General features: G+C 47.6%; 26 protein-coding genes and 1 pseudogene. 21 read left to right on the forward strand and 6 right to left on the reverse strand.

All coding sequences use genetic code 11. From position 1 onward, the window contains the following. Nucleotides 1-40 precede the first annotated feature (40 nt). The 10 genes from BBB58_RS08670 (at nucleotide 41) to BBB58_RS08715 (ending at nucleotide 10,062) form a co-directional block, all read left to right on the forward strand. A complete protein-coding gene (locus BBB58_RS08670) occupies nucleotides 41-817 on the forward strand; it encodes a YmfK family protein (RefSeq protein WP_012726484.1) in 777 nt (258 codons plus the stop codon). Between the two features lie 27 nt (nucleotides 818-844). After that, nucleotides 845-1,717, forward strand: coding sequence for a helix-turn-helix domain-containing protein (locus tag BBB58_RS08675; protein ID WP_074036830.1), 873 nt, complete (start codon nucleotides 845-847; stop codon nucleotides 1,715-1,717). A 32-nt stretch (nucleotides 1,718-1,749) separates the two neighbouring features. Further along, the gene (gene pgsA, locus BBB58_RS08680) at nucleotides 1,750-2,328 is read left to right on the forward strand and encodes a CDP-diacylglycerol--glycerol-3-phosphate 3-phosphatidyltransferase (protein ID WP_074036832.1); all 579 of its coding nucleotides are present in this window, start codon (nucleotides 1,750-1,752) and stop codon (nucleotides 2,326-2,328) included. Nucleotides 2,329-2,390: 62 nt separating this feature from the next. Then, a complete protein-coding gene (locus tag BBB58_RS08685; RefSeq protein ID WP_074036834.1) occupies nucleotides 2,391-3,617 on the forward strand; it encodes a competence/damage-inducible protein A in 1,227 nt (408 codons plus the stop codon). A gap of 76 nt (nucleotides 3,618-3,693) precedes the next feature. Further along, the gene (recA, locus tag BBB58_RS08690; RefSeq protein WP_012726480.1) at nucleotides 3,694-4,743 is read left to right on the forward strand and encodes a recombinase RecA; all 1,050 of its coding nucleotides are present in this window, start codon (nucleotides 3,694-3,696) and stop codon (nucleotides 4,741-4,743) included. 188 nt (nucleotides 4,744-4,931) lie between these two features. Continuing rightward, nucleotides 4,932-6,494 carry a ribonuclease Y gene (gene rny, locus BBB58_RS08695; RefSeq protein ID WP_074036836.1) on the forward strand — a complete coding sequence of 521 codons (1,563 nt, stop codon included), beginning with the start codon at nucleotides 4,932-4,934 and terminating at the stop codon, nucleotides 6,492-6,494. Nucleotides 6,495-6,542: 48 nt separating this feature from the next. Continuing rightward, nucleotides 6,543-7,337 (forward strand): TIGR00282 family metallophosphoesterase, encoded by a 795-nt coding sequence (locus BBB58_RS08700; RefSeq protein ID WP_074036837.1) that lies wholly within the window; start codon nucleotides 6,543-6,545, stop codon nucleotides 7,335-7,337. A 26-nt stretch (nucleotides 7,338-7,363) separates the two neighbouring features. Then, nucleotides 7,364-7,624: a stage V sporulation protein S gene (locus BBB58_RS08705; protein WP_012726477.1), complete on the forward strand. Its 261-nt coding sequence runs from the start codon at nucleotides 7,364-7,366 to the stop codon at nucleotides 7,622-7,624. A gap of 166 nt (nucleotides 7,625-7,790) precedes the next feature. Continuing rightward, nucleotides 7,791-8,867 (forward strand): L-threonine 3-dehydrogenase, encoded by a 1,077-nt coding sequence (gene tdh / locus BBB58_RS08710; RefSeq protein ID WP_074036839.1) that lies wholly within the window; start codon nucleotides 7,791-7,793, stop codon nucleotides 8,865-8,867. A gap of 13 nt (nucleotides 8,868-8,880) precedes the next feature. Next, on the forward strand, nucleotides 8,881-10,062 hold the full coding sequence (locus tag BBB58_RS08715; RefSeq protein ID WP_074036841.1) for a glycine C-acetyltransferase: 1,182 nt from the start codon (nucleotides 8,881-8,883) through the stop codon (nucleotides 10,060-10,062). 685 nt (nucleotides 10,063-10,747) lie between these two features. Here the strand turns inward: BBB58_RS08715 and BBB58_RS08725 are convergent. Beyond that, nucleotides 10,748-11,296 carry a DUF4256 domain-containing protein gene (locus BBB58_RS08725; RefSeq protein WP_074037918.1) on the reverse strand — a complete coding sequence of 183 codons (549 nt, stop codon included), beginning with the start codon at nucleotides 11,294-11,296 and terminating at the stop codon, nucleotides 10,748-10,750. 88 nt (nucleotides 11,297-11,384) lie between these two features. Here BBB58_RS08725 and BBB58_RS08730 point away from each other — a divergent pair, with 88 nt between their 5' ends. Both BBB58_RS08730 and BBB58_RS08735 read left to right on the forward strand, forming a co-directional pair. Further along, nucleotides 11,385-12,173, forward strand: coding sequence for a hypothetical protein (locus BBB58_RS08730; protein ID WP_143180244.1), 789 nt, complete (start codon nucleotides 11,385-11,387; stop codon nucleotides 12,171-12,173). 14 nt (nucleotides 12,174-12,187) lie between these two features. Then, nucleotides 12,188-12,706 carry a hypothetical protein gene (locus BBB58_RS08735; RefSeq protein ID WP_074036847.1) on the forward strand — a complete coding sequence of 173 codons (519 nt, stop codon included), beginning with the start codon at nucleotides 12,188-12,190 and terminating at the stop codon, nucleotides 12,704-12,706. 32 nt (nucleotides 12,707-12,738) lie between these two features. Here BBB58_RS08735 and BBB58_RS08740 read toward each other — a convergent pair whose 3' ends face one another. After that, the gene (locus BBB58_RS08740; RefSeq protein WP_074036849.1) at nucleotides 12,739-13,896 is read right to left on the reverse strand and encodes an MFS transporter; all 1,158 of its coding nucleotides are present in this window, start codon (nucleotides 13,894-13,896) and stop codon (nucleotides 12,739-12,741) included. A 257-nt stretch (nucleotides 13,897-14,153) separates the two neighbouring features. Here BBB58_RS08740 and BBB58_RS08745 point away from each other — a divergent pair, with 257 nt between their 5' ends. Beyond that, nucleotides 14,154-14,747, forward strand: coding sequence for a GNAT family N-acetyltransferase (locus tag BBB58_RS08745; RefSeq protein WP_074036851.1), 594 nt, complete (start codon nucleotides 14,154-14,156; stop codon nucleotides 14,745-14,747). 34 nt (nucleotides 14,748-14,781) lie between these two features. Further along, nucleotides 14,782-15,342, forward strand: coding sequence for a histidine phosphatase family protein (locus BBB58_RS08750; RefSeq protein WP_074036853.1), 561 nt, complete (start codon nucleotides 14,782-14,784; stop codon nucleotides 15,340-15,342). Nucleotides 15,343-15,426: 84 nt separating this feature from the next. Here the strand turns inward: BBB58_RS08750 and BBB58_RS08755 are convergent, their stop codons facing one another. After that, nucleotides 15,427-16,431 (reverse strand): tyrosine-type recombinase/integrase, encoded by a 1,005-nt coding sequence (locus tag BBB58_RS08755; RefSeq protein WP_074036855.1) that lies wholly within the window; start codon nucleotides 16,429-16,431, stop codon nucleotides 15,427-15,429. 101 nt (nucleotides 16,432-16,532) lie between these two features. Here BBB58_RS08755 and hflX point away from each other — a divergent pair. The 4 genes and pseudogenes from hflX to glnA all read left to right on the forward strand — a co-directional run bounded on the left by hflX (nucleotide 16,533) and on the right by glnA (nucleotide 20,966). Next, nucleotides 16,533-17,780 (forward strand): annotated as a pseudogene (gene hflX, locus BBB58_RS08760) (GTPase HflX). Between the two features lie 2 nt (nucleotides 17,781-17,782). Further along, entirely contained in the window at nucleotides 17,783-19,081 is a 1,299-nt protein-coding gene (locus tag BBB58_RS08765; RefSeq protein WP_074036857.1) for a methionine gamma-lyase family protein, read from the forward strand. Between the two features lie 92 nt (nucleotides 19,082-19,173). After that, nucleotides 19,174-19,578, forward strand: coding sequence for a MerR family transcriptional regulator (locus tag BBB58_RS08770; RefSeq protein ID WP_031423479.1), 405 nt, complete (start codon nucleotides 19,174-19,176; stop codon nucleotides 19,576-19,578). 47 nt (nucleotides 19,579-19,625) lie between these two features. Next, nucleotides 19,626-20,966 carry a type I glutamate--ammonia ligase gene (gene glnA / locus BBB58_RS08775; protein ID WP_031423481.1) on the forward strand — a complete coding sequence of 447 codons (1,341 nt, stop codon included), beginning with the start codon at nucleotides 19,626-19,628 and terminating at the stop codon, nucleotides 20,964-20,966. 119 nt (nucleotides 20,967-21,085) lie between these two features. Here the strand turns inward: glnA and BBB58_RS08780 are convergent, their stop codons facing one another. From BBB58_RS08780 to lexA, 3 genes are all read right to left on the reverse strand, one after another. Further along, nucleotides 21,086-21,961: an AraC family transcriptional regulator gene (locus BBB58_RS08780; protein WP_074036859.1), complete on the reverse strand. Its 876-nt coding sequence runs from the start codon at nucleotides 21,959-21,961 to the stop codon at nucleotides 21,086-21,088. Between the two features lie 191 nt (nucleotides 21,962-22,152). Continuing rightward, nucleotides 22,153-22,593 (reverse strand): metal-binding protein, encoded by a 441-nt coding sequence (locus tag BBB58_RS08785; RefSeq protein ID WP_031423485.1) that lies wholly within the window; start codon nucleotides 22,591-22,593, stop codon nucleotides 22,153-22,155. Further along, entirely contained in the window at nucleotides 22,593-23,204 is a 612-nt protein-coding gene (lexA, locus tag BBB58_RS08790) for a transcriptional repressor LexA (protein WP_074036861.1), read from the reverse strand. The genes BBB58_RS08785 and lexA overlap by 1 nt, the downstream gene beginning before the upstream one ends. A gap of 212 nt (nucleotides 23,205-23,416) precedes the next feature. Here lexA and BBB58_RS08795 point away from each other — a divergent pair, with 212 nt between their 5' ends. The 3 genes from BBB58_RS08795 to BBB58_RS08805 all read left to right on the forward strand — a co-directional run bounded on the left by BBB58_RS08795 (nucleotide 23,417) and on the right by BBB58_RS08805 (nucleotide 24,663). Next, nucleotides 23,417-23,653, forward strand: coding sequence for a hypothetical protein (locus BBB58_RS08795; protein ID WP_074036863.1), 237 nt, complete (start codon nucleotides 23,417-23,419; stop codon nucleotides 23,651-23,653). A 71-nt stretch (nucleotides 23,654-23,724) separates the two neighbouring features. Continuing rightward, on the forward strand, nucleotides 23,725-24,369 hold the full coding sequence (locus BBB58_RS08800) for a YneB family resolvase-like protein (protein ID WP_031423490.1): 645 nt from the start codon (nucleotides 23,725-23,727) through the stop codon (nucleotides 24,367-24,369). Nucleotides 24,370-24,429: 60 nt separating this feature from the next. Beyond that, the gene (locus BBB58_RS08805) at nucleotides 24,430-24,663 is read left to right on the forward strand and encodes a DUF896 domain-containing protein (RefSeq protein WP_074036865.1); all 234 of its coding nucleotides are present in this window, start codon (nucleotides 24,430-24,432) and stop codon (nucleotides 24,661-24,663) included. Nucleotides 24,664-24,759 lie beyond the last annotated feature (96 nt).

A 24,759-nucleotide genomic window follows, 5' to 3' on the forward strand; every position in this document is an offset into this window, starting at 1 on the left:
ATAGGCAAGGTAGCGAACTCGCTCGAAAGGATGGTTGGGGATGGAACATAAATTCGAAGAGTGGTATCTCGAATATGAATTGTGTCAGAATCGACCGGGTATCCTCGGAGACATCGCATCTCTCATGGGGATGCTTCAAATCTCCATCGTCACCATCAATGGGGTCGATTTGCAGCGACGGGGAATGTTGCTCAAAGCACCTGCCGCCGATCATGTGCATCGACTCGAGCATATTTTAAAGCGGATGGAAGCTATTGCCGTCATCAAGTTGCGCCGTCCGAAGTTACGAGACCGGATTGCAATCCGTCACGGTCGTTATATCGACCATGATAGTGATGACAAAAAAACGTTTCGCTTCGTCCGTGAAGATTTGGGCATTCTCGTCGATTTCGTTGCGGAACTGATGAAGGAAGAACGCCATTTGTTAATCGGTGTTCGTGGAAATCCACGCGTCGGAAAGACGGAGTCCATCGTAGCAGCGAGTGTGTGTGCGAACAAACGATGGTTGTTTCTTTCCTCGACACTGATGAAACAGACCGTTCGGACCTCATTATTTGAAGAGGAACGGGAAGGTGATCACGTATACATAATCGATGGTGCCGTCTCTACCCGAACGATGGATGAACGACATCGCCAGCTCATTCGTGAAGTCATGCGGTTGCCGGCCGTGAAAGTCATCGAACACCCTGACCTGTACGTCCGAAACACCGATTGCGTGTATGAAGACTTTGATTATATTATTGAATTGAGAAACAATCCGGATGAGACGATCATCATCCCACAAGAAACGCATCGTGAGTCAGAATGGTTTGAATAATTATGTGAATGGAAGGTGTGGACCCCTGTGACAGAACTAGGGACTTTTTTGAAACAAAATCGTGAGGAGAGCGGATTGACGCTCGACCAAATCCAGCAGACGACGAAGATTCAAAAGCGCTATATCATCGCAATCGAGGAAGGTGATTACAAAAATCTCCCTGGCTCTTTTTATGCACGGGCGTTCATTAAGACGTATGCGGAGTCGCTCGGCCTAGATGTGGATGAATTATACGAGACATATGCAAAAGATTTACCGGTCATCGAGGCACAGCCGTCTGTTCAACTCTCTCGGAAGAAAACGTATTCGAAGGCTTCCGAGTCGACAAGTCGGGTCTCGAGATGGGTTCCGAAAGTTCTCCTCGTTCTCACGGTCTTCTTGCTCATCACCGCGATTTATTTCGCAGTGAGAAGCATCGACTTCGGTGGTCAGGATGCAAGTCCTGCCGAACCGCCAAGTTCTGGTGTCACAGTCGACCAGAATGAGGATGTCCCGGCTGATGAACCGGTCGAGGAGGAACCGACTGAAGAGGAGCCGACCGAAGAAGAACCGCCAGCGGAATCTGGTCCGATTGCGGTGAAGGAGTCGAATGGGGCAGATATCACTTATGAACTCGCGACGAACGAGAAACTGTCGACCGAGATTTATGTGAAGGAGTCACCTGCCTCTTACGTGGGTGTTCGTGATACGTCGTTAGAAGGAGCCTTTCTCGCACCGGAATATCCGAACCAGTCGAAACAGAATCCGATTGTCATTGAAGATGCCGAGACGGACACATTGCGTATTCGAATCGGACTCATCGCAGGCGTTGAGAAAATCGTCGTCAACGGTCGTGAGCTCGAGCTTCAAGAGTCTCCGGTCACACAAAATATTTTTGTAAAGAGAGTCGACGCCGAATAAGTCGACTCTCCTTCTAAGAGGAGGCGTTCTATATGAACCTACCTAACCGATTGACGATGCTACGCGTGGTCTTGATCCCCGTATTCGTCGTCTTACTCGCTGTTGATTTTGATTGGGGAAACATCGCTTTTTTAGGCGCTGATATCCCGATGCACCAATTTATCGCTGGTGTGATTTTTACGATTGCGGCCATTACAGACTGGTTAGACGGACATTTGGCCCGTAAGCATAACTTAGTCACGAACTTTGGTAAATTTATGGACCCGCTCGCAGATAAACTGCTCGTCACGGCGGCCCTTGTGTTGCTCGTTGAGATGGATCTCGTCGCGGCGTGGGTCGTCGTCGTGATTCTATCACGTGAATTTGCGGTTACAGGCTTACGTCTCGTTGCTGCCGATGAAGGGATTGTCGTCGCGGCCGGGAAATCTGGAAAAGCGAAGACGTGGGTGCAGCTCTTTGCCATCATCTTCTTACTGTTCGGTAACCCGATCTTTAGCTATGTCGGGATCCCGTTTGGCGAATGGGCGATGTGGTTGGCGCTCGTACTTACAATTTACTCAGGTGCCGAATATTTCGCACAAAACTATAAGATTATTGTGAAGTCGATGTAAGTCGACAGAGACGAGTTGGTTGATCTAGCTCGTCTTTTTTTTGTTTTTGTTTAGGAAATGAGATGAAACGAGCCGAAATCATTGCGGTAGGAAGCGAGTTGCTCTTAGGGGAAATCGTCAATACGAATGCGAGTTACATATCAGAACAACTGTCGAAGTACGGTGTGCCGGTCTTGTATCATCAAGTTGTCGGGGATAACACGGTACGAATGCGAGAGACGTTTGAAATCGCCCGTCGTCGTTCCGACTTTGTCATCGTCACGGGTGGACTCGGTCCGACGGCGGATGATGTCACAAAGACAGTCCTTTCCGACTTACTAGACCGTCCGATCGTTCGGGATGAGGAAGCGTATGAGACGATTCAACGATTCCTCGTGTCACGAAATCGATTGATGAATGATGGGGACGCTCGCCAAGCCGACGTGCTCAGCGGAGCAGACGTATTACCAAATCCGGTCGGGCTTGCCCCGGGCATGTGGATTGCCGGAGACACGACGTGGTTGCTTTTACCGGGTGTGCCACGTGAAATGAAAGCTTTGGTCGAGGCGACGTTTCCGCAGAAACTATCAGGAGCGACGCTCGTCTCAGAGTCATTACGGTTTTATGAGATTGGAGAATCCGCTCTCGACGATGCCGTGAAGGACTTATTGGACGGCTCGAATCCGACCGTTGCCCCCTATGCCGAGACGGGAGAGGCAAGACTTCGGATCAGTGCTCGAGCGACGGACGAGGTGACCGCGCGTCAGATGATTGAAGAAGTGAAGACTGAGATTATGAAACGGGTCGGTTCGTACTACTTCGGCTCTGACGATGAAACGATCGCATCACATCTTGTCCAATCATTGTCTAGATTGAATCGTACGTTCGCTGTGGCTGAGTCGTTGACCGGCGGCGAGGTACAATCGATGATTACATCAACACCTGGCGCTTCAGTCGTCTTTCTAGGTGGAGTCGTGACCTATTCGGATGAGATAAAAAATAGGTATTTAGGGGTCTCGCTTGATACAATTAAACAGCACTCAGTCGTCTCAAAAGAAGTTGCCTTTGAGATGGTGGACGGATTGTCAAAGACCACCCATGCCGACTATGCCCTCTCTTTCACGGGAGAGGCAGGACCGACATCGAATTCGGGTCGTCCGATCGGTACGGTCTATATCGGAGTGAAGACACCAAACGGAATAGAGGTCATCGAGCGGACGTATCCCCATCAAGAACGGAATATCATCCGCATGCGAGCCGCGAAGGACGGATTATGGGCCATCATTCAAAAAAACAAAAAAGGCGAATAAATGTTCGTAAAAAACTTGTGTATCGTACAGTGTTCACGTATAATAAGAGTATCAATTAAAGGAGGCTCATTTATCTATGAGTGATCGTAAACAAGCGTTAGAAATGGCATTACGCCAGATTGAAAAACAATTCGGTAAAGGCTCAATCATGCGCCTTGGTGAAAATACAGACCAACAAGTATCAGTCATCCCTTCAGGGTCAATCGCCCTCGACGTCGCGCTCGGTGCGGGTGGATATCCACGCGGTCGTGTCATCGAAGTATACGGACCAGAATCTTCAGGTAAGACGACGGTTGCCCTTCATGCGATTGCAGAAGTCCAAAAGCGTGGCGGTCAAGCAGCATTCGTTGATGCCGAGCACGCACTCGATCCGAAGTATGCTAAAAATCTTGGGGTCAACATCGATGAGTTGCTCCTTTCACAGCCGGATACTGGGGAGCAAGCGCTCGAAATCGCTGAAGCGCTCGTTCGCTCGGGAGCAGTTGATATCCTCGTCGTCGACTCGGTTGCGGCACTCGTACCGAAAGCCGAAATCGAAGGGGAAATGGGAGACTCGCACGTCGGTCTTCAAGCTCGTTTGATGTCTCAAGCACTTCGTAAGTTGTCTGGTGCGACGAACAAGTCGAAAACGATTGTCATCTTCATCAACCAAATCCGTGAGAAGATCGGGATCATGTTCGGTAACCCGGAAACGACTCCAGGGGGCCGTGCCTTGAAATTCTACTCTTCTGTACGTCTTGAAGTTCGTCGTGCGGAGACGCTCAAACAAGGTCAAGATATGGTCGGGAACCGTACGAAGATCAAGATTGTAAAAAACAAGATTGCACCTCCGTTCAAAACAGCGGAAGTTGATATTATGTATGGTGAGGGGATCTCGCGTGAAGGGGAACTCATCGATATCGGTGCAGACCTCGACATCGTTCAAAAGAGCGGAGCTTGGTACTCGTTCAATGAAGAACGTCTTGGTCAAGGTCGTGAAAACGCCAAGCAATACATGAAAGAAAATCCAGCAATCGCAGCTGAGGTCGAACAACAGATTCGAGATCACTACGGATTGAATGGAGAAAAAACGGTCACGGTCGAAGGCGAAGACGACGAAGTCCTCTCACTTCTCGATGACGAATAAGCACATCGTCTCACTCGAATTCTTTCGAGTGAGATTTTTTTAGTATAATTTTTTAGGCAATTGGTAGTTCTATCCTGTCCGTGCATTGCATTCTCCCTATTAAATAAGTACAATAAAGTTATGCGCGGGCTTGCCCGTGTATCTCACTTATTAAAAAAATAAAATAACCTTGCGAAAGGGAGGTGAACATGATGGAATGGCTATACTGGCTTATTCTGATCCTCCTTTTGCCGATAGCTTTTGTTGCAGGTTTTTTTGTGCGTAAATCGATCGCCGAAGCGAAGATTCAAGGTGCCGAGACGGAAGCGACTAAGATTGTAGAGCAAGCAAAACAACAATCGGAAGCGATGCAAAAAGAAGCACGGCTTGAAGTAAAAGAAGAGATGATTCAACTTCGTAATGAGACGGAACAAGAATTGCGTGAACGTCGCGAAGAACAGAAAGTGAAAGAGAATCGCCTCGTTCAAAAGGAAGAGCTTCTTGACCGCAAAGCAGACATGCTCGAGCGGAAAGAAGACTCGCTAGATGAACAGGAACGAGGACTCAAAAAACGCAAGCGTGAAGCAGAAATGCTCGAAAGCAAAGTGGAGGAGTTATACGAAGAGGCACGCCGAGAACTTGTACGCGTGGCATCCCTCTCGAAAGATGAAGCACGTACCATCATCATGGACGAAGCGAAGCAGGAAGCGCTTCACGATGCTGCTCTCCTTCAAAAAGAAATAAAGCAAAAAGCAAAACAAGAAGCGGATAAAAAAGCGAAACACCTCTTATCTCTCACGATGCAACGATATGCAGCTGAACATGTCGCCGAGACGACGGTATCCGTTGTCAACTTACCGAGTGATGAGATGAAGGGTCGTATCATCGGGCGCGAAGGACGTAACATCCGGACGCTCGAAACGTTGACTGGGATTGACCTCATCATCGATGACACACCAGAAGCCGTCATCTTGTCAGGGTTCGACCCGATTCGTCGTGAAATCGCGAAGATGACGCTTGAAAAACTCGTTCAAGACGGTCGGATTCACCCGGCTCGAATTGAAGAAATGGTAGAGAAGTCTCGCCGTGAAGTGGATGAACGCATTCGTGAATACGGGGAGGAAGCTACGTTTGAAGCCGGAATTCACGGACTCCATCCAGACCTTGTCAAGACGCTCGGTCGCATGCGTTATCGTACGAGTTATGGTCAGAACGTCTTGTCTCACTCGGTTGAGGTGGCACATCTTGCCGGGATGATGGCAGCCGAACTTGGTGAAGATGTCACGCTCGCGAAACGGGCAGGACTCTTACACGATATCGGGAAAGCAATCGACCACGAAGTCGAAGGTAGTCACGTTGAAATCGGTGTAGAACTCGCGACGAAATACAAAGAACATCCGGTCGTCATCAATTCGATCGCTTCCCACCACGGGGACGTCGAGGCGACATCGACGATTGCTGTACTTGTGGCAGCGGCTGATGCCTTGTCAGCAGCGCGTCCTGGAGCTCGCCAAGAGACACTTGAAAGCTACATCCGTCGTCTTGAGCGACTCGAATCAATCTGTGAGTCGTTCGAAGGTGTCGAGAAATCGTATGCGATTCAAGCAGGACGTGAAGTTCGGATTATCGTTCGCCCTGATGTCGTTGACGATGTCGTCGCCGGTAAGATGGCACGTGATATTTGTAAGCGAATCGAGGACGAACTCGATTATCCTGGACAAATCAAAGTGACGGTCATTCGTGAAACACGTTCCGTCGATTATGCGAAGTAAACGAAGCGGAGAATTTCTCCGCTTTTTCTGTTTGAGGTAGGACTTTATATGAAAATTTTATTTATCGGTGATGTGGTCGGGAAACCAGGTCGTGATATATTGACGAAACAAATCGGACGCTTGAAAGACAAATACAACCCGACGTTCATGCTCGTCAACGGTGAGAATGCAGCAAATGGACGTGGTCTTACGAAAAAGATTTACCAACAGTTTTTGGAGCTCGGCTTTCATGGGGTAACGATGGGAAACCACACGTGGGACAACCGTGACATCTTTGATTGGATCGACGACGCCGACCGGATCGTCCGTCCGGCCAACTATCCGGACGGGACACCTGGGGTTGGCATGATGAAGTTGAAACAAAATGGGAAGAAATTGGCCGTGATCAATGTCATGGGAAATGTCTTCTTGCCGTCTCTTGACTGTCCGTTCCGTACCGTCGACCGTCTCGTCGAAGAAGTGCGCGATGAGGTCGATGCGATTTTTGTGGATGTCCATGCTGAGGCGACAAGCGAGAAAATCGCTATGGGCTATCATCTCGACGGTCGCGCTCAAGCCGTTGTCGGGACACATACACACGTGCAGACAGCGGACGAGCGTGTCCTATCGAACGGCACGGCCTACATTACCGACGTCGGCATGACCGGTCCACTAGACGGGGTACTCGGAATGGATGCGTCGACTGTTTTAAAAAAATTTATGACACAACTCCCAGTTCGGTTTGAAGTTGCCGAGGGACGGGAACAACTTAATGGAGTTTTCATTACAATCGATGATCAGACGAAACGAGCGACAAAAATCGAACGAATACACCTAGATGATCAGACCGTCTGGTTTGATTGAACAACCTACCCGAGGGGGAAACAAGAATGGACGTACTCAAAGTTTCGGCAAAATCGAACCCTAACTCCGTTGCGGGTGCTTTAGCGGGTGTGCTACGTGAAAAAGGAACGTGTGAGATACAGGCGATCGGGGCAGGGGCACTGAATCAGTCCATCAAAGCCGTCGCGATTGCCCGAGGCTTCGTCGCGCCAAGCGGTCTCGATTTGATTTGCATTCCGGCCTTTACTGATATTATGATTGACGGAGAGGAACGTACTGCCATCAAGCTCATCATTGAGCCGCGATGAGCGGTCGGGACATAGGTCCTATTCTTGTGAAGAGGAGCCATCGGCGCGGATGGCTCCTCTTTTTTTGTGTAATTTTTACGTTCTATCTTCTCAGTTTCGTCATTTTATGACAAGATGATAAAGAACGTATCGTTCGATCATTAGAGACAAGAGGGGGACGTTTTCAATGGAACAACTTGTGTCAACCAAAGAGACGGAATCAACGACACCAGTAATGAAAGCGATTCAAAAACACACGGCCGGGTTTGGGGCAAAACTGGTCGACGTACCAGTTCCGACACCAGGACCTGGAGAAGTACTCATTCAAGTCAAAGCGACATCGATTTGCGGGACCGATGTCCACATCTATGAGTGGGATGAATGGTCACAGAGCCGCGTCAAACCACCATACGTATTTGGTCATGAATTTTCGGGGGAAGTCGTGGCGCTCGGAGAAGGGACGAAGCGGATCAAAGTCGGACAGACGGTGTCTGCTGAAACGCATATCGTCTGTCATCAGTGTAAACAATGTTTGCGCGGGCAGTACCACATCTGTAAGAACACAAAAATCATCGGGGTGGACACGCAAGGTTGCTTCGCAGAATACGTCGTCATGCCCGAAGAGAACTTATGGGTGAACCCGGAGTCGATGCCAGCAAAACTGGCATCGATTCAAGAACCGCTCGGGAATGCGGTGCACACGGTGTTGGCGAGTGATGTGTCAGCTAAATCGGTCGCCATCGTCGGTTGTGGCCCAATCGGACTCATGGCGGTCGGTGTCGCCAAAGCAGCAGGGGCGAGTCGTGTCTATGCGATTGACGTCAATCCATATCGCTTACAACTTGCCGAAAAGATGGGGGCTGATGTCGTCATCAACAGTTTAGAGGAGAATCCGCTCGAATTGATTGAACGTGAGACCGACGGGGACGGAATCGATGTCGTCTGCGAGATGAGCGGTCATCCGATTGCCATCGATCAAGCGTTTAAGATGGTCACGGCAGGCGGGGACGTCAACGTCTTGTCACTCCCGGCCCGTCCGGTCGCCATCGATCTCACACGGGACGTCGTCTTTAAAGGGGTCCGCGTCCAAGGGATCACAGGACGTAAGATGTATGAGACGTGGGGCCAGGTCTCGACGATGCTCGCGACGGGTCAGCTGAACGTCGAACCGATCATCACACACGTCTTCAAGCTCGAGGAGTTCGAAAAAGGATTCGAACTCATGCGGGCAGGGAAATGTGGGAAGGTCGTCTTAATACCATAAAGGGGGAAACAACATGGCATTTGAACATATTACAGAAGCAATCAACGAGATGAAAGAACAAGGGACGTTCCGTAAGCTCGTCCCACTCGAATCAGCACAAGGGAATGAAGTGACAATCGATGGAAAGTCACTCGTCCAACTGTCGTCAAATAACTATCTCGGACTTGCGAACCACCCGCGCTTGAAACAGGCAGCCATTGAAGCGGTCGAGCAATACGGCGCAGGAACGGGATCAGTCCGTACGATTGCCGGAACGTTCGAGATGCATGAAGCATTTGAGCGCGAACTCGCGGAGTTCAAACATACGGAGGCCTCACTCGTCTTCCAATCAGGATTCGCGACGAACCTCGGGGTATTGTCTGCACTGCTTGGACCGGAGGATGTCGTCATCAGTGACGCTCTCAACCATGCGTCAATCATCGATGGGATTCGCCTCACGAAAGCGGCTCGACGTATCTATAAACACGTCGACCTCGAAGACTTGGAGAAGGCGTTGAAAGAGACACAAGATTATCGCACACGTCTTGTCGTGACGGACGGTGTGTTCTCGATGGACGGGAACATCGCACCGCTTCCGGCCATCGTCGAACTCGCCGAGAAGTATGACGCTGCGGTCATGGTCGATGATGCTCACGCATCTGGCGTTCTCGGGAAGAACGGTCGCGGAACGGTCAACCACTTCGGTTTGGACGGTCGTGTCGCGCTTCAGGTCGGGACGCTCTCAAAAGCGATCGGTGTCCTCGGTGGCTATGTCGCCTGTTCACAAGATATTCGGGATTACTTGATCCACAAAGGTCGCCCGTTCCTCTTCTCGACATCACATCCACCGGCAGTCGTGGCGGCGAACCGTGAAGCGATCCGTGTGATGAAAGAGGAAGAAGAGCTGTTCGACAAGCTATGGGCGAACACCGAGTTCTTCAAAAACGGTTTACGTGACCTTGGTTTCGATATCGGACATGCGACGACACCGATCACACCGGTCATGCTCGGCGAAGAGACGCTTGCGCATACATTCTCGGACAAGTTGAAAGAGCATGGTGTATTCGCACAGAGTATCGCTTTCCCGACGGTCGAACGCGGGAAAGCCCGTATCCGGACCATCGTCACAGCGGAACATACACGAGATGACCTCGAACGGGCACTCGAAGCGTTTAAAACGGTCGCGGAAGAGTTGAATGTGACACTACACGCATAAATGAGAACTGCAGACGATCTGTCTGCAGTTTTTTGGTGGATTTGTATATGAAATCGAGTATATTCAAATAGGGTATGGATGAAGTAAATCGAAATATAGCGTATTTCTTAATATTTCAATTACCGTATTTTGATTGAATTAGTACATCTCAGAAATGAGGAAAGGCTATGTTTCAGCAAGGGATATTTCAAGTGGGGATGGTGTTAGATCGAGAGACGTTTTCGATCCTGACGATTTCACCACCATTCATAATAAATGTGATATTTAGTGTCCTGATTTTGATTGGCGTCTTGTACTTTCGGAGTGAGAGTTGGAAAGGGAAATTGTGGAACGTTGTACTGATGTGTTACGCGCTCTTATTCATCTTTGTCTATATAGGAGCCTGGTTTGTGAGGCTGAAATACAACCTTACACCGAGTTTCAACGAGTCGTTCGCCCTCGAACCCTTTCCTGGATGGAAGATTTTTTTTCAATTGTTTGAGAACGGTATAGAAGAACCGAATTTGACAGCAAATGCGATTGCGTTTGGTGCGTTGCTGTTCTACTTCAGAAAGTTCAAGGGTAAATATACGTGGATATTAAGGCTTTTCGCAGTGATTCCTGTCAGCTTATTTTTCATCATATATTTTCCGAAAGTCTTTAGTTGGTTATTGCAATAAAAAAGAAGCAAGGCGCAATGCCTTGCTTAAATCATGATTATTCCTCTAAATCCTCGAGCGGCATAATAAGAATCTGCACCATTGTGGTAGACGAAGATGTGATCATAGCGACGGTCGCAGAACAGGGCGCCACCTTTTTGACGAATGGTGTCCGGTGTCTGAATCCAACTTGACGTCTTCAAATCGAATGCACCGAGCGTTTGTAAGTGTCGGTATGTTTCTTCATCGAGAAGGGTTATGCCCATCTGTTCAGATAGGGCGACCGCGCTTCCGGCAGGCTTATTCTTTTTACGTGCCTCAAGAGCTGGTTCGTCATAACAGAGACTTCGTCGACCACTCGGACTCTCGACTGAACAGTCACAAAAAGCGAGGTCTCCGTTAGGGAGACGAATCACGTCTGGTTCTCCGCCGGTCTCTTCCATCAATGCGAGTGAGGTCAACTTATCCTGATCAATTTGAATTCGCTCCAATATGTCTGACCAGACGACGTCAGAATGACGTTCAACGTTTTCAGTGAAACGAGACTCGAGGGTATTAAGTAATTTGTGGGTTTCTTCGTGTGAAAGCTTCGACATGAGAATCACTCCGATCATGTATTTCTTTCAGTATACGACATTATTTAGTTCAATTTACTTCATTCGTTACAAGAAAGGAGAATCTAGTTTGAACTTTGATGAAACAAACGTCGAACATTTACATGTTCAGTCATTTCAGACGATGGATTTGTTCACATTGAAAGATGGCTATTTAAGTCGATTGCCAGTCGGTTCATATCGAGTCACAGATTATTGTGAACTTGACGTGATGGTCACGAGTTCACAATTAGGACGACTTCGGTACATTGATTTGACCTTGCCGTTAGGCGTTTACACAGAGGAACAACTTTTCTTGTTGTATGATCCGTATCGTCGTGAAATCTATTCAACTCAGACACGGATCGATCTCGATGAACGACGCATCTCGACAGTTGATTTTCTAAGTGCTTACAGTCGCGAGTTTCATGACCCTGATTCGTTTTCTCTAAAGAAAGAAAATCTATTTAACCTACCGTCGGATAGCAACTGGAGGGAATTTAGGTTACCAAAAGTGAAGTCGGCAGCGGCATTCTTATCTCAACTATTACATATATTAGATGTCACTTCGTTTCAGACAATTTTGAAGAATAATCGATTTTTATCTGATTTTTCGGAATGGGCAGATCAGACAAAGTGTGAGTACAGTATCGAACATCATGGGAGAAGGATATGGTCGAATGACTATATGGTGACATGCAATCTTTCAAATGTATCTGAAAGTGATCTCCTGCAATTGGTTACAATGATTGAGACAAGAGAAGAATTAGAAGAATTTCGATTTTTGATTGAGATTGAAGGGTGTATACTTTCACTTTTCATTTTAGGAGATGTTAGGCGAGGCTATGGCGTCGGAGTATTTCAATACGAAAGTGACTAAAAGGAGGAGTGACAATGGAGTTTGAGGATCTATTCTTCTATCATGGGATGATTCATGTGTTTGATTTTCAGCATGATTTAGAATCGAGTCGCCTCACCTTTCAAGTGAAATTACTCGATCACCAGAGAAAGCGAAACACGACATTCCGTGAACGAGTCGAAGCGGGCGGCGTTCATTCCCAGCGAGAAGTGATCAATGTAAAACTATGCTTTGAAGACGTCATCTATATGGAGGTCATTCAAGAGTCATTTGCGGATGGAATCATCGATGAACCGTCAGATGAGTTCGAAGGTTCGCAAATCAAACGATTCGAGCAATCCGGATATTTGGATTTCTTGACACGAACGCGTTTCTCGTTTTGGGAAGTGATACATGACGATTCAACAATCTTCACGCACTATCGTATTTGCGGTCTGAACTCAGTTTTAGAAATCATCACGCTTTCGGAACCGACCGTTGCATCTGTGATTTCACTCGGTTGTAATCGAAAGGCGAGTCCAACCGTATATTTCGGTGGAAAGTTCTACACATAAAGGCGCCCTCTCTTTGAGAAGGCGCCTGTTACTTATACAGAAGATGCGGTCAAAATGGACTGTTCGGTCAATCGCCCAATCCAGATTAACGGAAGGGTCAAAAATGCTCCGAGAAGGTAAACCGAATCGATCGGTAGTCCATCCGCAAGAAGACCGAAAAGCAAACTCCCCACACTGAATGCGAGGGCGTATCCCGTTTGTTGCACACTATATACATAGGGAAGTCGCGCAGTCGGGATCTGTTCTTGAATGACGGTATTCGCCTGGATGATGCGCATTTGTGTGGCTGCGCCTTGAATCACTAACGCCAAAATCGCAAACGCGAGATGCTCGGTCACGCCGAACAACAGAGCGGCAACAATGGATAAGACGGCAGTTGACGGTAGCGAGGGTGCTCGACGAGACCGATAAAGATAAGCACTCGCCGCAATCATACTAATCAAAAATGATGCGTTAAGCGTTCCCCACCAGCCTGTATCGACTTGCAGATGTCGCTCGAGATAGACGAGGAGCAACGCTGAAATCCAAAGTGTGCTGACAAATGATTCATACGTCACAAACCAAGTCACACGACGAGCGAATGGTGACGTTCTTACATAAGTAAGACTATCGCGTAAGGTAATCGATTCCTCCGTTCCATCATCGACGATGTCTTCCGTAAGCGATTGATAGAAGTAAATCGTCACAACCGTTGAAAGGCTGAAGAGAACGAGTGAAAGGATTAACGCAATGGCGCTCGATGTGAGAGAGACGAGCATCGTCCCGAGCGGCCACATCGCGAGTTGGATGAACTGATTGGAACCTTGAACGAGGCTGTTCGCTTGTTGACGATTCGTCGTCAATCTTGGGATGAACGACACTTGAATTGGACGTGCGAACCCATCGAGGAATGCAATGAACATGACGAGTGCGAGAACAAGAATCGAATCCGTGAAGAGAACGAGAACAAGGGTGACCGTCTTCATCAGTTGTGACAGGACGAGCGTTTTCCCGAGCGAGAAGCGACTGAGGATGCGGGCGAAAAAGAATCCGCTGAGCGTCATACCGGCAGTCACGGCAATCGGGAAGCTGGCTGCCATCAGAGCGGACCCAGTTTGTTGATACAGCAAGGCAATGAGCGCGACGATGTATAGGACATCGCCAATGTTTGCGAGCCATTGGCTAACGAGCAGTGTGTAAAAGGATTTCATCACAAATCTCCTCCGAATCTATTCAATTTGGTGGGTTGGACGAATCGTTTTTACACATTTTCACCTCTTCATAAAATGATATAAAAATAATTATACAAAATTTGATTAATTCTGTAAACTTATCATATGGGTGAAATTGTCATAATAGAAGAGTGGAATGATTCAACAAGCTTTGATGGTAGTGGGTAAAAAGCAATTGCGTGTCTTACTTTACGAAAATAAATAGAAAAAATAATGAAAGATAAGGATGGGACTATATGCTTGAATATAAACTAAATGACGGTGTCACACTGAGAATGTTCAATACAGACGATGCGGACGAGTTATTCAAGCTGACGATTGCATCGAAGCCTTATTTGCGAGAGTGGCTTGGCTGGCTCGACTATATTGAGACGGTGGAAGACTCGAAGCAGAACATAGAGGGACGAATCAAAGGGTTGATTGAAACGGGCGGGCGCCCAAAATCGTTCGCTTTGATGTATAAAGGAGCACTGGCCGGAACAATTGGATTTAACGAAATCGATCGTGGTATTCAATGTGGCACAATCGGATACTGGCTCGGACAAGAGTTTCAAGGGAAAGGCATCATGAGTCAAGCGCTCGAGACCATCATCGAGTATGGGTTTCAAGATTTGAAACTAAATAAAATTGAGATCCGAGTCGCGACAGAGAATGTGAAGAGTCGGGCACTTCCGGAACGATTCGGCTTTAAGGAAGAAGGGGTCATTCGAGATGCGGAGTGGCTGTATGACCGTTACGTCGATCATGTCGTCTACGGGTTGTTGAAACATGAATTTTTGCAGCTAAACTATCATTCTAAAGCTTTTGATGAGGCTGGACATCGTATGTAAACAACGACGAGACATTTTAAAAGGGGACTACTGAATGACAACCATATATTTTGTCAGACATGCACATTCTACCTATACACCAGACGAATTCGCCAGACCGTTATCTGAGAAAGGAATGCATGATGTTGCTGAAATTACAAACCTTCTAATCGATGAGGGGATCGATATCGTGACTTCGAGTCCATATAAACGAGCCGTTCAAACCGTAAAAGGCATCGCGGATTATCTTGGACAGGACGTTGTAGTGTCGGATGATTTGAGAGAGCGAACCTTGACTTCAGAACCGGCTAAAGACTTTACAAGCGCGATGGAGACCGTTTGGAAAAATCCTGCGTTCGCATGGGAAGGGGGAGAGTCGAACGATCAGGCTCAATCTAGAGGGGTAGAGGCTCTCATATCACTGCTCCGTACGTACGAAGAGAAAAAAGTGGTGCTCGGCACACATGGAAATATTATGGTTCTCATGCTGAATTATTTTGATGCGCGATATGGATATGAATTTTGGAAAGAACTCGACATGCCGGATATCTATAAGGCGACTTTTGAGAACAACACATTGATGAGTGTCGAGAAGTTATATAAACCTCAAGGTTAGAAATCGATTGACTATAGATGGTAAGGATCAAGTTGTCTTCGTACCATTGGATAACCTGAAATCGTACAGACCAAGACCCGCCCTTCACGAGAGGGCGGGTCTTTCGTCTGACTCAAATAACTCAGTTCCAAACTCTTCATACGCCTGTTCATACCGGCGGAGGGAAGATTCCTTATGCATACAGGTGATATTCATCCGCTCGGATGGTGTCATATCGCCAGCATATGTCTTCAACACATGGGCGTTTCGAAGCATCGATGGCGTGACGGAGCGCGCGAGTCCACTTCGTTCGTTCAACTGCCGCATCATTTTCGTAATCATGACGATCGTCAATTGCTTCGGTTGATTCTTCGCATACACCCAGCGGAACGTCATCCGGGCAAAATCGAATGAGACGAAGACCGGGTCTTCTGAATACCAACGTGGTCGTACCGGGGTCGGGATATCAGCCAGGTAATTCATGAGCAACGATTGATCTTCCTGTGACAGCTTCAACGTGAAACGGTTTCCGAGACGATCATACACGTCGAAGGTGTGATCGGCCAGATGCAAGTCGCTCATTCGCAAACGAATGATGTGATGGACACGCAATCCATATTTATAGAAAAGCGTCACAATCAGTTCGTTCCGATTGACGAGATAAGGATGAGCTTGGAGCTGATTCTCACTCAGTCCTCTCGTCGAACGAATCGTTTGAACGAGTCGGTCGAATTCAGATTCGAGTGCGACTTGGTCGACTGTCAACGTATGTGCCGGTTGGGAATAGGCAAGCATCTTTTTACGAAGCGGATTTAAAAATTGGGTCAGGCTATTGATGACCGTGACGATTCTTGCGACGGTCGCCTGTTGATAGTGCTTCTCTTCGATTAAGAAGTCATTCACGAATGTCTTCCACGATTCGAGCGGAACGTCTAACCAGTCCGTCGGTTCGTTCAGTTCGACATTGTGGTCGTGAAAGTATTTATGCACGTCGATCAAGTCGTAGCGATATCGCTTAAGCGTCGAGGGTTGACGACCGCTGGCGCCGAGATGATAGAGGTACGTTTCAATAAATTCCGGGAGCGGGTAGTCTTTTCTTCGTTTCGTCATGGTCGAGCCTCCTTCTTCCTTTATCCTACCACAAACGGACGTTCTCTATACGCTGATTCGTGGTAAGATGGAAGGTGAGACTTTATGGAATGAGGGATTACATGATTGAACGTGAAAAAGTTGTCATCGTCGGTTGTCAGTTGCCTAGTACCGATGATTGGACATATGAACAGTCGATGGGCGAGCTCGTCGAACTCGTGGACACGGCGCAAGGCGAAGTCGTTGCCAGACTCGACCAAAAGCGTCAACAAATCGACCGTCGTACCTTTATCGGGAAAGGGAAAATCGAGGAACTCGCGATGCTCGTCGAACAGTTCGAGCCGGACTTATTGATTTTCAACGCCGAATTGACACCGGCACAGTAGAAAAACATTCGCATCGCCTTGAACGAACCAGATGAGATGAAGTTGATTGACCGCACACAGCTCATCTTGGACATCTTTGCGAGCCGTGCGCAATCGCGCGAAGGGAAATTGCAGGTCGAACTCGCGCAGATGAACTATTTGCTGCCGCGTCTCATCGGTCAAGGCACACAGCTTTCGCGACTCGGTGGTGGAATCGGGACGCGTGGTCCTGGTGAGACGAAACTTGAATCGGATCGTCGTCACATCAAGCGCCGCATCGATGAAATCACGAAACAGCTCGAGGGGACAGTCGCACACCGTGGACGTTACCGAGAACGACGAAAAGAAAACAGGGTATTCCAAGTCGCGCTCGTCGGGTATACGAATGCTGGGAAGTCGACAATCTTTAACCGATTGACCGATGCCGACACGTACGAGCAGGATGAATTGTTTGCGACGCTCGACCCGTTGACGCGCGAGCTCGAACTTCCGCGAGGTGGGAAAGTACTGATCACAGATACGGTCGGCTTCATCCGTGACTTGCCGACGAAACTCGTTGCCGCGTTTCGTTCGACATTAGAAGAAGTTGTCGGTGCCGACTTGATCCTTCATGTCATCGATGCATCGAACCCACATTATCTGAATCAAATCGATACGACGAATGCGGTATTAGAGGAACTCGGTGCGAGTGAGGTGCCTCAGCTCGAGGTATATAATAAGAAAGACCGTCTCACGGAAGACTTCGTCGGCGGACCGTTATTGATCTCGGCAATCGCCTCGGAAGATATCGTGACGTTGACAGGTGCTCTCGAGGATAAGATTGCGGACATTTTGACAAAAGTCCATGTCATTCTCCCGGTGACGGCGTTTGAACACTACCACCCGGCCAAAGAGGCGATGTATCGTCTTGAAGAGAGCTTTTTAGATGACGGTTCTGTCGAATTAGTAGGTTATATGAGAGAAGACACGCGTCTATATGCGACGCTAAAACAATTTGAGGTGTAAGTATGTGGCAAGAAAAGATTGAACATTATGATGCGCTCGCGCCGTTCGTAAAAAAAGCGGAGGCACGGGTCAAACCGTTTTTCGAAAGGATTTACGAGACGGCCGAATTCAACCAGTATCGCGTCCTAGAATCGTTTAAAAAGCATAAAGTGTCGGATTTTCATTTTAATCCGACGACGGGATATGGATATGACGATATCGGTCGAGACACCCTCGAGTCGATTTATGCGGATGTGTTTGGAGCCGAGCTCGCGCTATGTCGACCACAAATCATCTCCGGTACCCATGCAATCGGGATTGCCTTGTTTGGTGTCCTTCTACCAGGTGATGAGCTTCTCTATATCACAGGGAAGCCGTATGACACGCTTGAGGAGATTGTCGGCATTCGTGGCGATGGTCGCGGTTCGTTAAAAGAACTCGGTGTCCATTACGATACTGTCGAATTAAAAGAGGAACGTGAAATCGACATCGACCGCGTCCTCGAACGGATTCGTCCTGAGACGAAACTCGTTGGGATTCAGCGATCGAAAGGGTATGCGAATCGTCGCAGTATTCCAGTCGATGAAATCAAAGTGGCCATCGAACGGATTAAAGCGGAACATCCGCATGTGTATGTGTTCGTGGACAATTGTTACGGTGAGTTTGTCGAGACGATCGAACCGACGCACGTCGGGGCTGACTTGATGGCTGGTTCTCTCATCAAAAACCCAGGCGGTGGATTGGCGAAGACGGGCGGTTATATCGCTGGTACGAAAGAGTTAATTGAACGGTGTTCGTTCCGTATGACGACCCCAGGTATCGGAAGTGAAGCCGGACCATCACTCTACTCGCTTCAAGAGATGTATCAAGGCTTCTATATGGCACCTCATACAGTCGCACAGGCATTAAAAGGGGCCCATTTGACGGCAAGTCTATTGTCTTTGATCGGATTCGAGACAGATCCTCACTATACGACTCTACGAACGGACTTGATTCAGTCGGTGACGTTCCGTGACCGCGACAAGATGATTGCGTTTTGTCAGAGCATCCAAATGGCATCGCCGGTCAATGCCCATGCGTTACCGGTGCCGGCCTATATGCCGGGTTATGAAGATGACGTCATCATGGCAGCTGGGACGTTCATTCAGGGTTCTTCCATCGAGCTGTCTGCCGATGGTCCGCTTCGGGCACCGTACACGGCGTACGTTCAAGGTGGTCTGACGTATGCTCACGTAAAAGTCGCGCTCATGTTGGCGTTGAGCCAATTACACGGTAAAGGATTGGTCGAATTCAATGACCAAAATCAGCCGACACATTTGTAACTAATCTGTCATGTTAACTTTCTTAACATCTATTGACAGGATTGTTGTCATATATTATTCTCACATTGTGAGACAGAAAAGGAGGGGTAAGGATGGCCGATCAATTTCGTCGCTCCAACCCGTTGTTTCCGATTGGAATCGTCCAAGATTTGACGCAACTGACAGGTAGACAGATTCGGTATTACGAAGAACAGGGTCTGATTTCGCCTAGTCGGACGGAATCGAAACGACGACTTTATTCCTTTAATGATGTCGAACGTCTACTCGCAATCAAGGATTACATTGATCAAGGCTTTAACTTGGCGGCGATTCGCCACATGTTAGAGCAAGAAGGTGAAAAAGAAGCGGAAGCATCTGCTCCGGCCGCACCGGTCAGTGAAGCACCGAAGGTTTCGGAAAAAGAGTTACATCATTTGTTGAAAACACAGCTTCAAGAAGCCGGTCGTTTCAATAAAACGTCGCTCATTCAAGGTGAGCTTTCACGTTTCTATCGATAACGCCGCACACATCAACCATTACGCAATGTGAGAGGGGACATTTTACCATGGCCAGAAAAACGTTCACAAAAGAAGACATTAAACGCATCGCACAAGAGGAAGACGTACGCTTTATTCGTCTTCAATTCACGGACATCCTCGGAACAATCAAAAACGTCGAGGTGCCGATCAGCCAATTGGACAAAGCACTTGATAACAAGATGATGTTTGACGGATCGTCAATCGAAGGATTCGTCCGCATCGAGGAATCAGACATGTACTTGTATCCAGACCTCAACACGTGGGTTGTCTTCCCGTGGACAGATGGCAGCGGAAAAGTTGCTCGCTTAATTTGCGATATTTATAACCCAGACGGTACACCATTCAGCGGTGACCCGCGCGGTACACTCAAGCGTAACCTTGAGAAGATGCAAAAACTTGGTTTCACAGCGTTCAACGTTGGACCAGAGCCAGAGTTCTTCTTGTTCAAAAAAGACGCATCAGGTCGTCCGACTCTTGAACTCAACGACCAAGGTGGATACTTCGACTTGGCACCAGTTGACCTCGGTGAGAACTGCCGTAAAGAGATTGTCATCGAACTTGAAAACATGGGCTTTGAAATCGAAGCATCACACCACGAAGTAGCACCAGGACAACACGAAATCGATTTCAAATACGCAGATGCTGTCACGACGGCAGATAACATCCAAACGTTCAAACTCGTCGTTAAGACGATCGCAGCGAAGTATGGTCTTCACGCGACATTCATGCCGAAACCGCTCTTCGGGGTAAACGGTTCAGGGATGCATGCGAACATGTCACTCTTCAAAGGCGACACAAACGTCTTCTACGATCCAAACGGCGACATGGAACTTTCAGATACAGCTCGCGCGTTCACAGCCGGTATCTTGGAGCACGCTCGTGCCTTCACGGCAGTATGTAACCCGACTGTCAACTCATACAAGCGTCTCGTACCAGGCTACGAAGCACCTTGCTATGTTGCATGGAGCGCACGTAACCGTTCGCCACTCGTACGTGTACCAGCGGCACGTGGTCTCTCGACTCGTATCGAAGTACGTTCGGTTGACCCAGCGGCGAACCCGTACCTTGCACTTGCTGCCCTCTTGGCTTCAGGTCTTGACGGGGTCGAAAAAGATTTGAATGCACCTAAACCAATCGATAGCAACATCTACGTGATGGACAAGCCAGAGCGTGTAGCAAACGGAATCGACGATCTCCCGGCGACACTCTTCGACGCACTCGAAGTCCTTCGTGCGGACAAAGTCGTGATGGACTCACTTGGTGAGCATATCGGTGAACACTTCCTCGAGCTGAAAGAAATCGAGTGGGATATGTTCCGTATGCAAGTAACAGAGTGGGAACGCGATCAGTACATGACGCTCTACTAAATACGCGATCAGTACATGACGCTCTACTAAATAGAAGAGATATATTAAAGAGTATGGAGCATCCCTCAATTTGGGTTGCTCCATACTCTTTTTGATAAATCATAATAGCGGAGATATCTTTATGATTCCGGCTCTTCTCTTACCTTCACAGGGACCCAAACCTCGCTATATACGTTGTCATATCCTGTTTCTATTTTGCTAAATGAAATGCTTGGTAAGTCTTGAAGTGCGTATCCCGAAGAAGGTAACCATTCTGCATAGGTTCTTGCCATCGTCTCTTGTAGAGTGTTTGGGAATGGTCCAGTGTTCGGGAAGATTGCCCATAAACTTTTTGGGATTGAATTCACTTCGAGATCGTCATACTTAATTTCTCTTGTCGTGGCGAAACCGATCATATGTGTCAAATAACCTTCTTCTTCTAAGTGACCGTCATCAAAATTGAACGATGCGTTCAAGGCACGATGCGGATATAAATTGCCCAATTCATGCATGTGAGCCCGTTGCTCTTCCGTAATCGACTTCGCTAGTTCCATGATTTCTTCGTTGACTCCCTCGAATTGAATAGGGACACGCTTTGAAACTCCAACGATTTGAAAAGCTTCTTTCTCTTCTAACTTGAACTCCATTGATGTTCCTCCTTTTATATCGATATAAAACGTGAAGCGAGGGAACGACTTTTGAATGTGATTCTTCATGACTTCAGAAGGCAAATGACCAGACCAATCTCGAAACGCTCTGGAAAACCCTTCGACCGATTGATATCCATAGAGATATGCGATTTCTGTTACGCTTGAACCATGAACCAATTTTTCATTTGCGATAGAAAACCGTCGATTTCGTATATAAGTGTGAAGTGTCATTCCTGACATATACGAAAACATCCTCTTAAAATGATGAGCAGATAGTCCGGTGATTTTTGTGATCTCTGAATCTAAGAGTTCTTCCGTTAAGTGCTGTTCGATAAAGTCCATCAGCTCATTTAATGCTTTTACCATCAAGTTCTCCTCCTTCATAGTTTGACCATATCGGATTTCTTCCAACTCATCTCGATAATTTGCGTGCAGGAAAGATCGGGTCGTATTAGTTTAAGCATTTCATTCATAAAATGGATACCCTATAACACGTTATCATTCCAATTAAAACAAAGGACCACCTTCTGTACTTCACGAAGGTGGTCCTTTGTTGGTTAAAACGCTTTTTTGAAAAACGTTGAAGTATAGTCGAGCGTCGTATGCAGTGTCGTTGCAAACACGAGCCCTAAAAAGAAGGACATGCCATGAATGTCCACCCATGAGCGTATTTCCTCTTCGTAAGCCGTGAAGGGCAGAAGCAGCACGAGTGGGAACCCGATATATGCAATCCGAATCACATCACTCAAAGCAGGTAGGTGCGAGAAGAGCGAACGGTGCGGCATGAGCTTTACGTAAGGGAGCCAAATCAGTTTGAGAGGTCCCCATCGATAATAGGCGTCTGATTTCAAATCGAGGTCCGGGGAGAGCCAGAGTGTACCGATGATGGCACCGATGATCAATGAGAACGGAACATCGATTTCAAGAAAAGGCGTGGCAACCGCGAGTGCTCCGGTTGCCACGAGATTCGTACGGGTATGGGTCTTGCCACTAGCCATTAATGAATCGTCCGGTATACACCGATAACCTTCCCTAAAATCGAGACGTTGTCAAAATACATCGCTTCTAACTCGTCGTTCTCCGGTTGAAGGCGGACCTTCGAAGCTTCTTTGTAAATTCGCTTCACGGTCGCTTCGCCTTCTTCCGTCATGGCGACGACAATCTCTCCATTGTCGGCCGTGCTCTGCTGGCGGACGAGCACCCGGTCTCCGTCTAAAATTCCTGCATTGATCATCGAATCCCCAGAGACAGACAACATATATACATTATCTGACCCGACGATATGTGCTGGAAGAGGGAAGTGCTCTTCCACGTTCTCGATGGCGGTGATCGGTGTCCCGGCAGTGACCTTCCCGATGACCGGTACGTACATGACGGACTCTTGCTCTTCTATTGTCGGCATATCTTCAGTCAAAATTTCAATCGCGCGAGGCTTCGTCTTATCTCGACGAATCAATCCACGCTTCTCTAAACGATCTAGATGACCGTGTACGGTCGAACTAGATGCAAGACCGACGGCTTCTCCAATTTCACGAACAGAAGGCGGATAACCTTTTGCCCGTACTTCGTCTTTGATGAAATCAAGAATCTGTTGTTGTCGCGCTGACATTTTTTTCTTTATGTTCACCTCGATATAATCGAATAACCTGCAATCGCATCCTATTCTTTATGTGTCTAGTGTAACACAAGAACACATGAGCGTACAAACATTCGTTCGTTTTTTTGTGTTTTTCGAACACGGGTTCTTGTTTTATGATGAGAACAGATAAACGAACAAACGTTCTAACGAACATATATTCTTATACAGGAGGCAATGTAATCATGAAAGATACACTCAACGGAATCATTTTAGTCGGGATGCTCTTAGTCGGGATGTTCGCTTTTTATTTGGCTGGTGAAATGCGAGGGGAACCAAAAGTTGTGGATCCGGTCGTCACGTCAGAGCGGACAATCGAAGAAGAGGTTGCGTACGTCGAAGCAGAATCACTCGAAGCACAGATCATGGCAGAGCGTGAAGAGCATAACGAACGAAAAATGAAATGGTATGCCGCTGAGTGATCGTTCTTCATTGCGAATCAATCTTAAACTGTGTATCGTAACAAATGAATGCAATGAAAGGGAGTGGTGCGATGCGGGTCGTCATCTATTGCCGGGTATCGACGAACAAGTCTACCCAAGAGACATCACTCAGTCGGCAAGTCGAAGAATTACAGCAGCTGGCTTCGGGATTAGGGGCCGACGTCATAGATGTCATCACAGAGCAAGAGAGCGGTTATGAAGTCAATCGACAAGGGCTACTTGATTTACTGGACCATGTATCCACTTCTCAGCTCGATGCCGTGCTCGTCACGGACGACAGTCGCTTAGGACGAGGGAATGCTAAGATTGCGATCTTGCATACTTTAATGAAGCATGACGTGCGATTGCTGACGATGCAGTCTACGTCGGACTATGTCGTTTCCGATGCAGAGAAGATGGTATTGGAGATTGTCAGTGTTGTCGAAGAATATCAACGAAAAATTCACAATGCGAAAATCTCGCGTGGGATGCGTCGTGCGGTCGCTAACGGATTTAACCCACAGCGCAACATTCAAAATCATGATCAAGGTGGGCGACATCGAATTGAAGTGCCAATCGAAGAGATTATCCAATTGCGTGAACGTGGCTTGACGTTCGCTGAGATTGCGGCGACGCTACGTGGATTTGGCTATGAGGTCTCGAAGGCAACGGTCAATCGACGATATCTTGAGCACCAGTCGGTTGCTGAAACTTGATTCTTCCTCTCTGATTTTGTAAAGTATAAGAACAAATTCACTAGAGAGGGGGCGAGTCATATGTTAGCACCAGGACAATTGGAGCGAATCAATTTCCTCGCCAACAAAGCGAAGACAGAAGGACTGTCTCAAGAAGAAATGAACGAGCAACAAGACTTGCGTCAAGAATATTTGAAGGCGTTTCGTCAATCGTTCAAATCACAAATGATGGGTATGAAAGTCGTCGATCCAGATGGAAATGACGTTACACCAGAGAAGTTGAAAGAAAAAAAAAAACGCTATCGCGGTGAGTGATACCGAATGCACATCCTATTTCGCATAGGATGTGCATTTTTGTTATACACGAACACGCATCAGACGAACGGATTACATGCTATTTCATGCAATAGA

Source organism: Exiguobacterium profundum, from assembly GCF_001909285.1.
Classification (GTDB): domain Bacteria; phylum Bacillota; class Bacilli; order Exiguobacteriales; family Exiguobacteriaceae; genus Exiguobacterium; species Exiguobacterium profundum.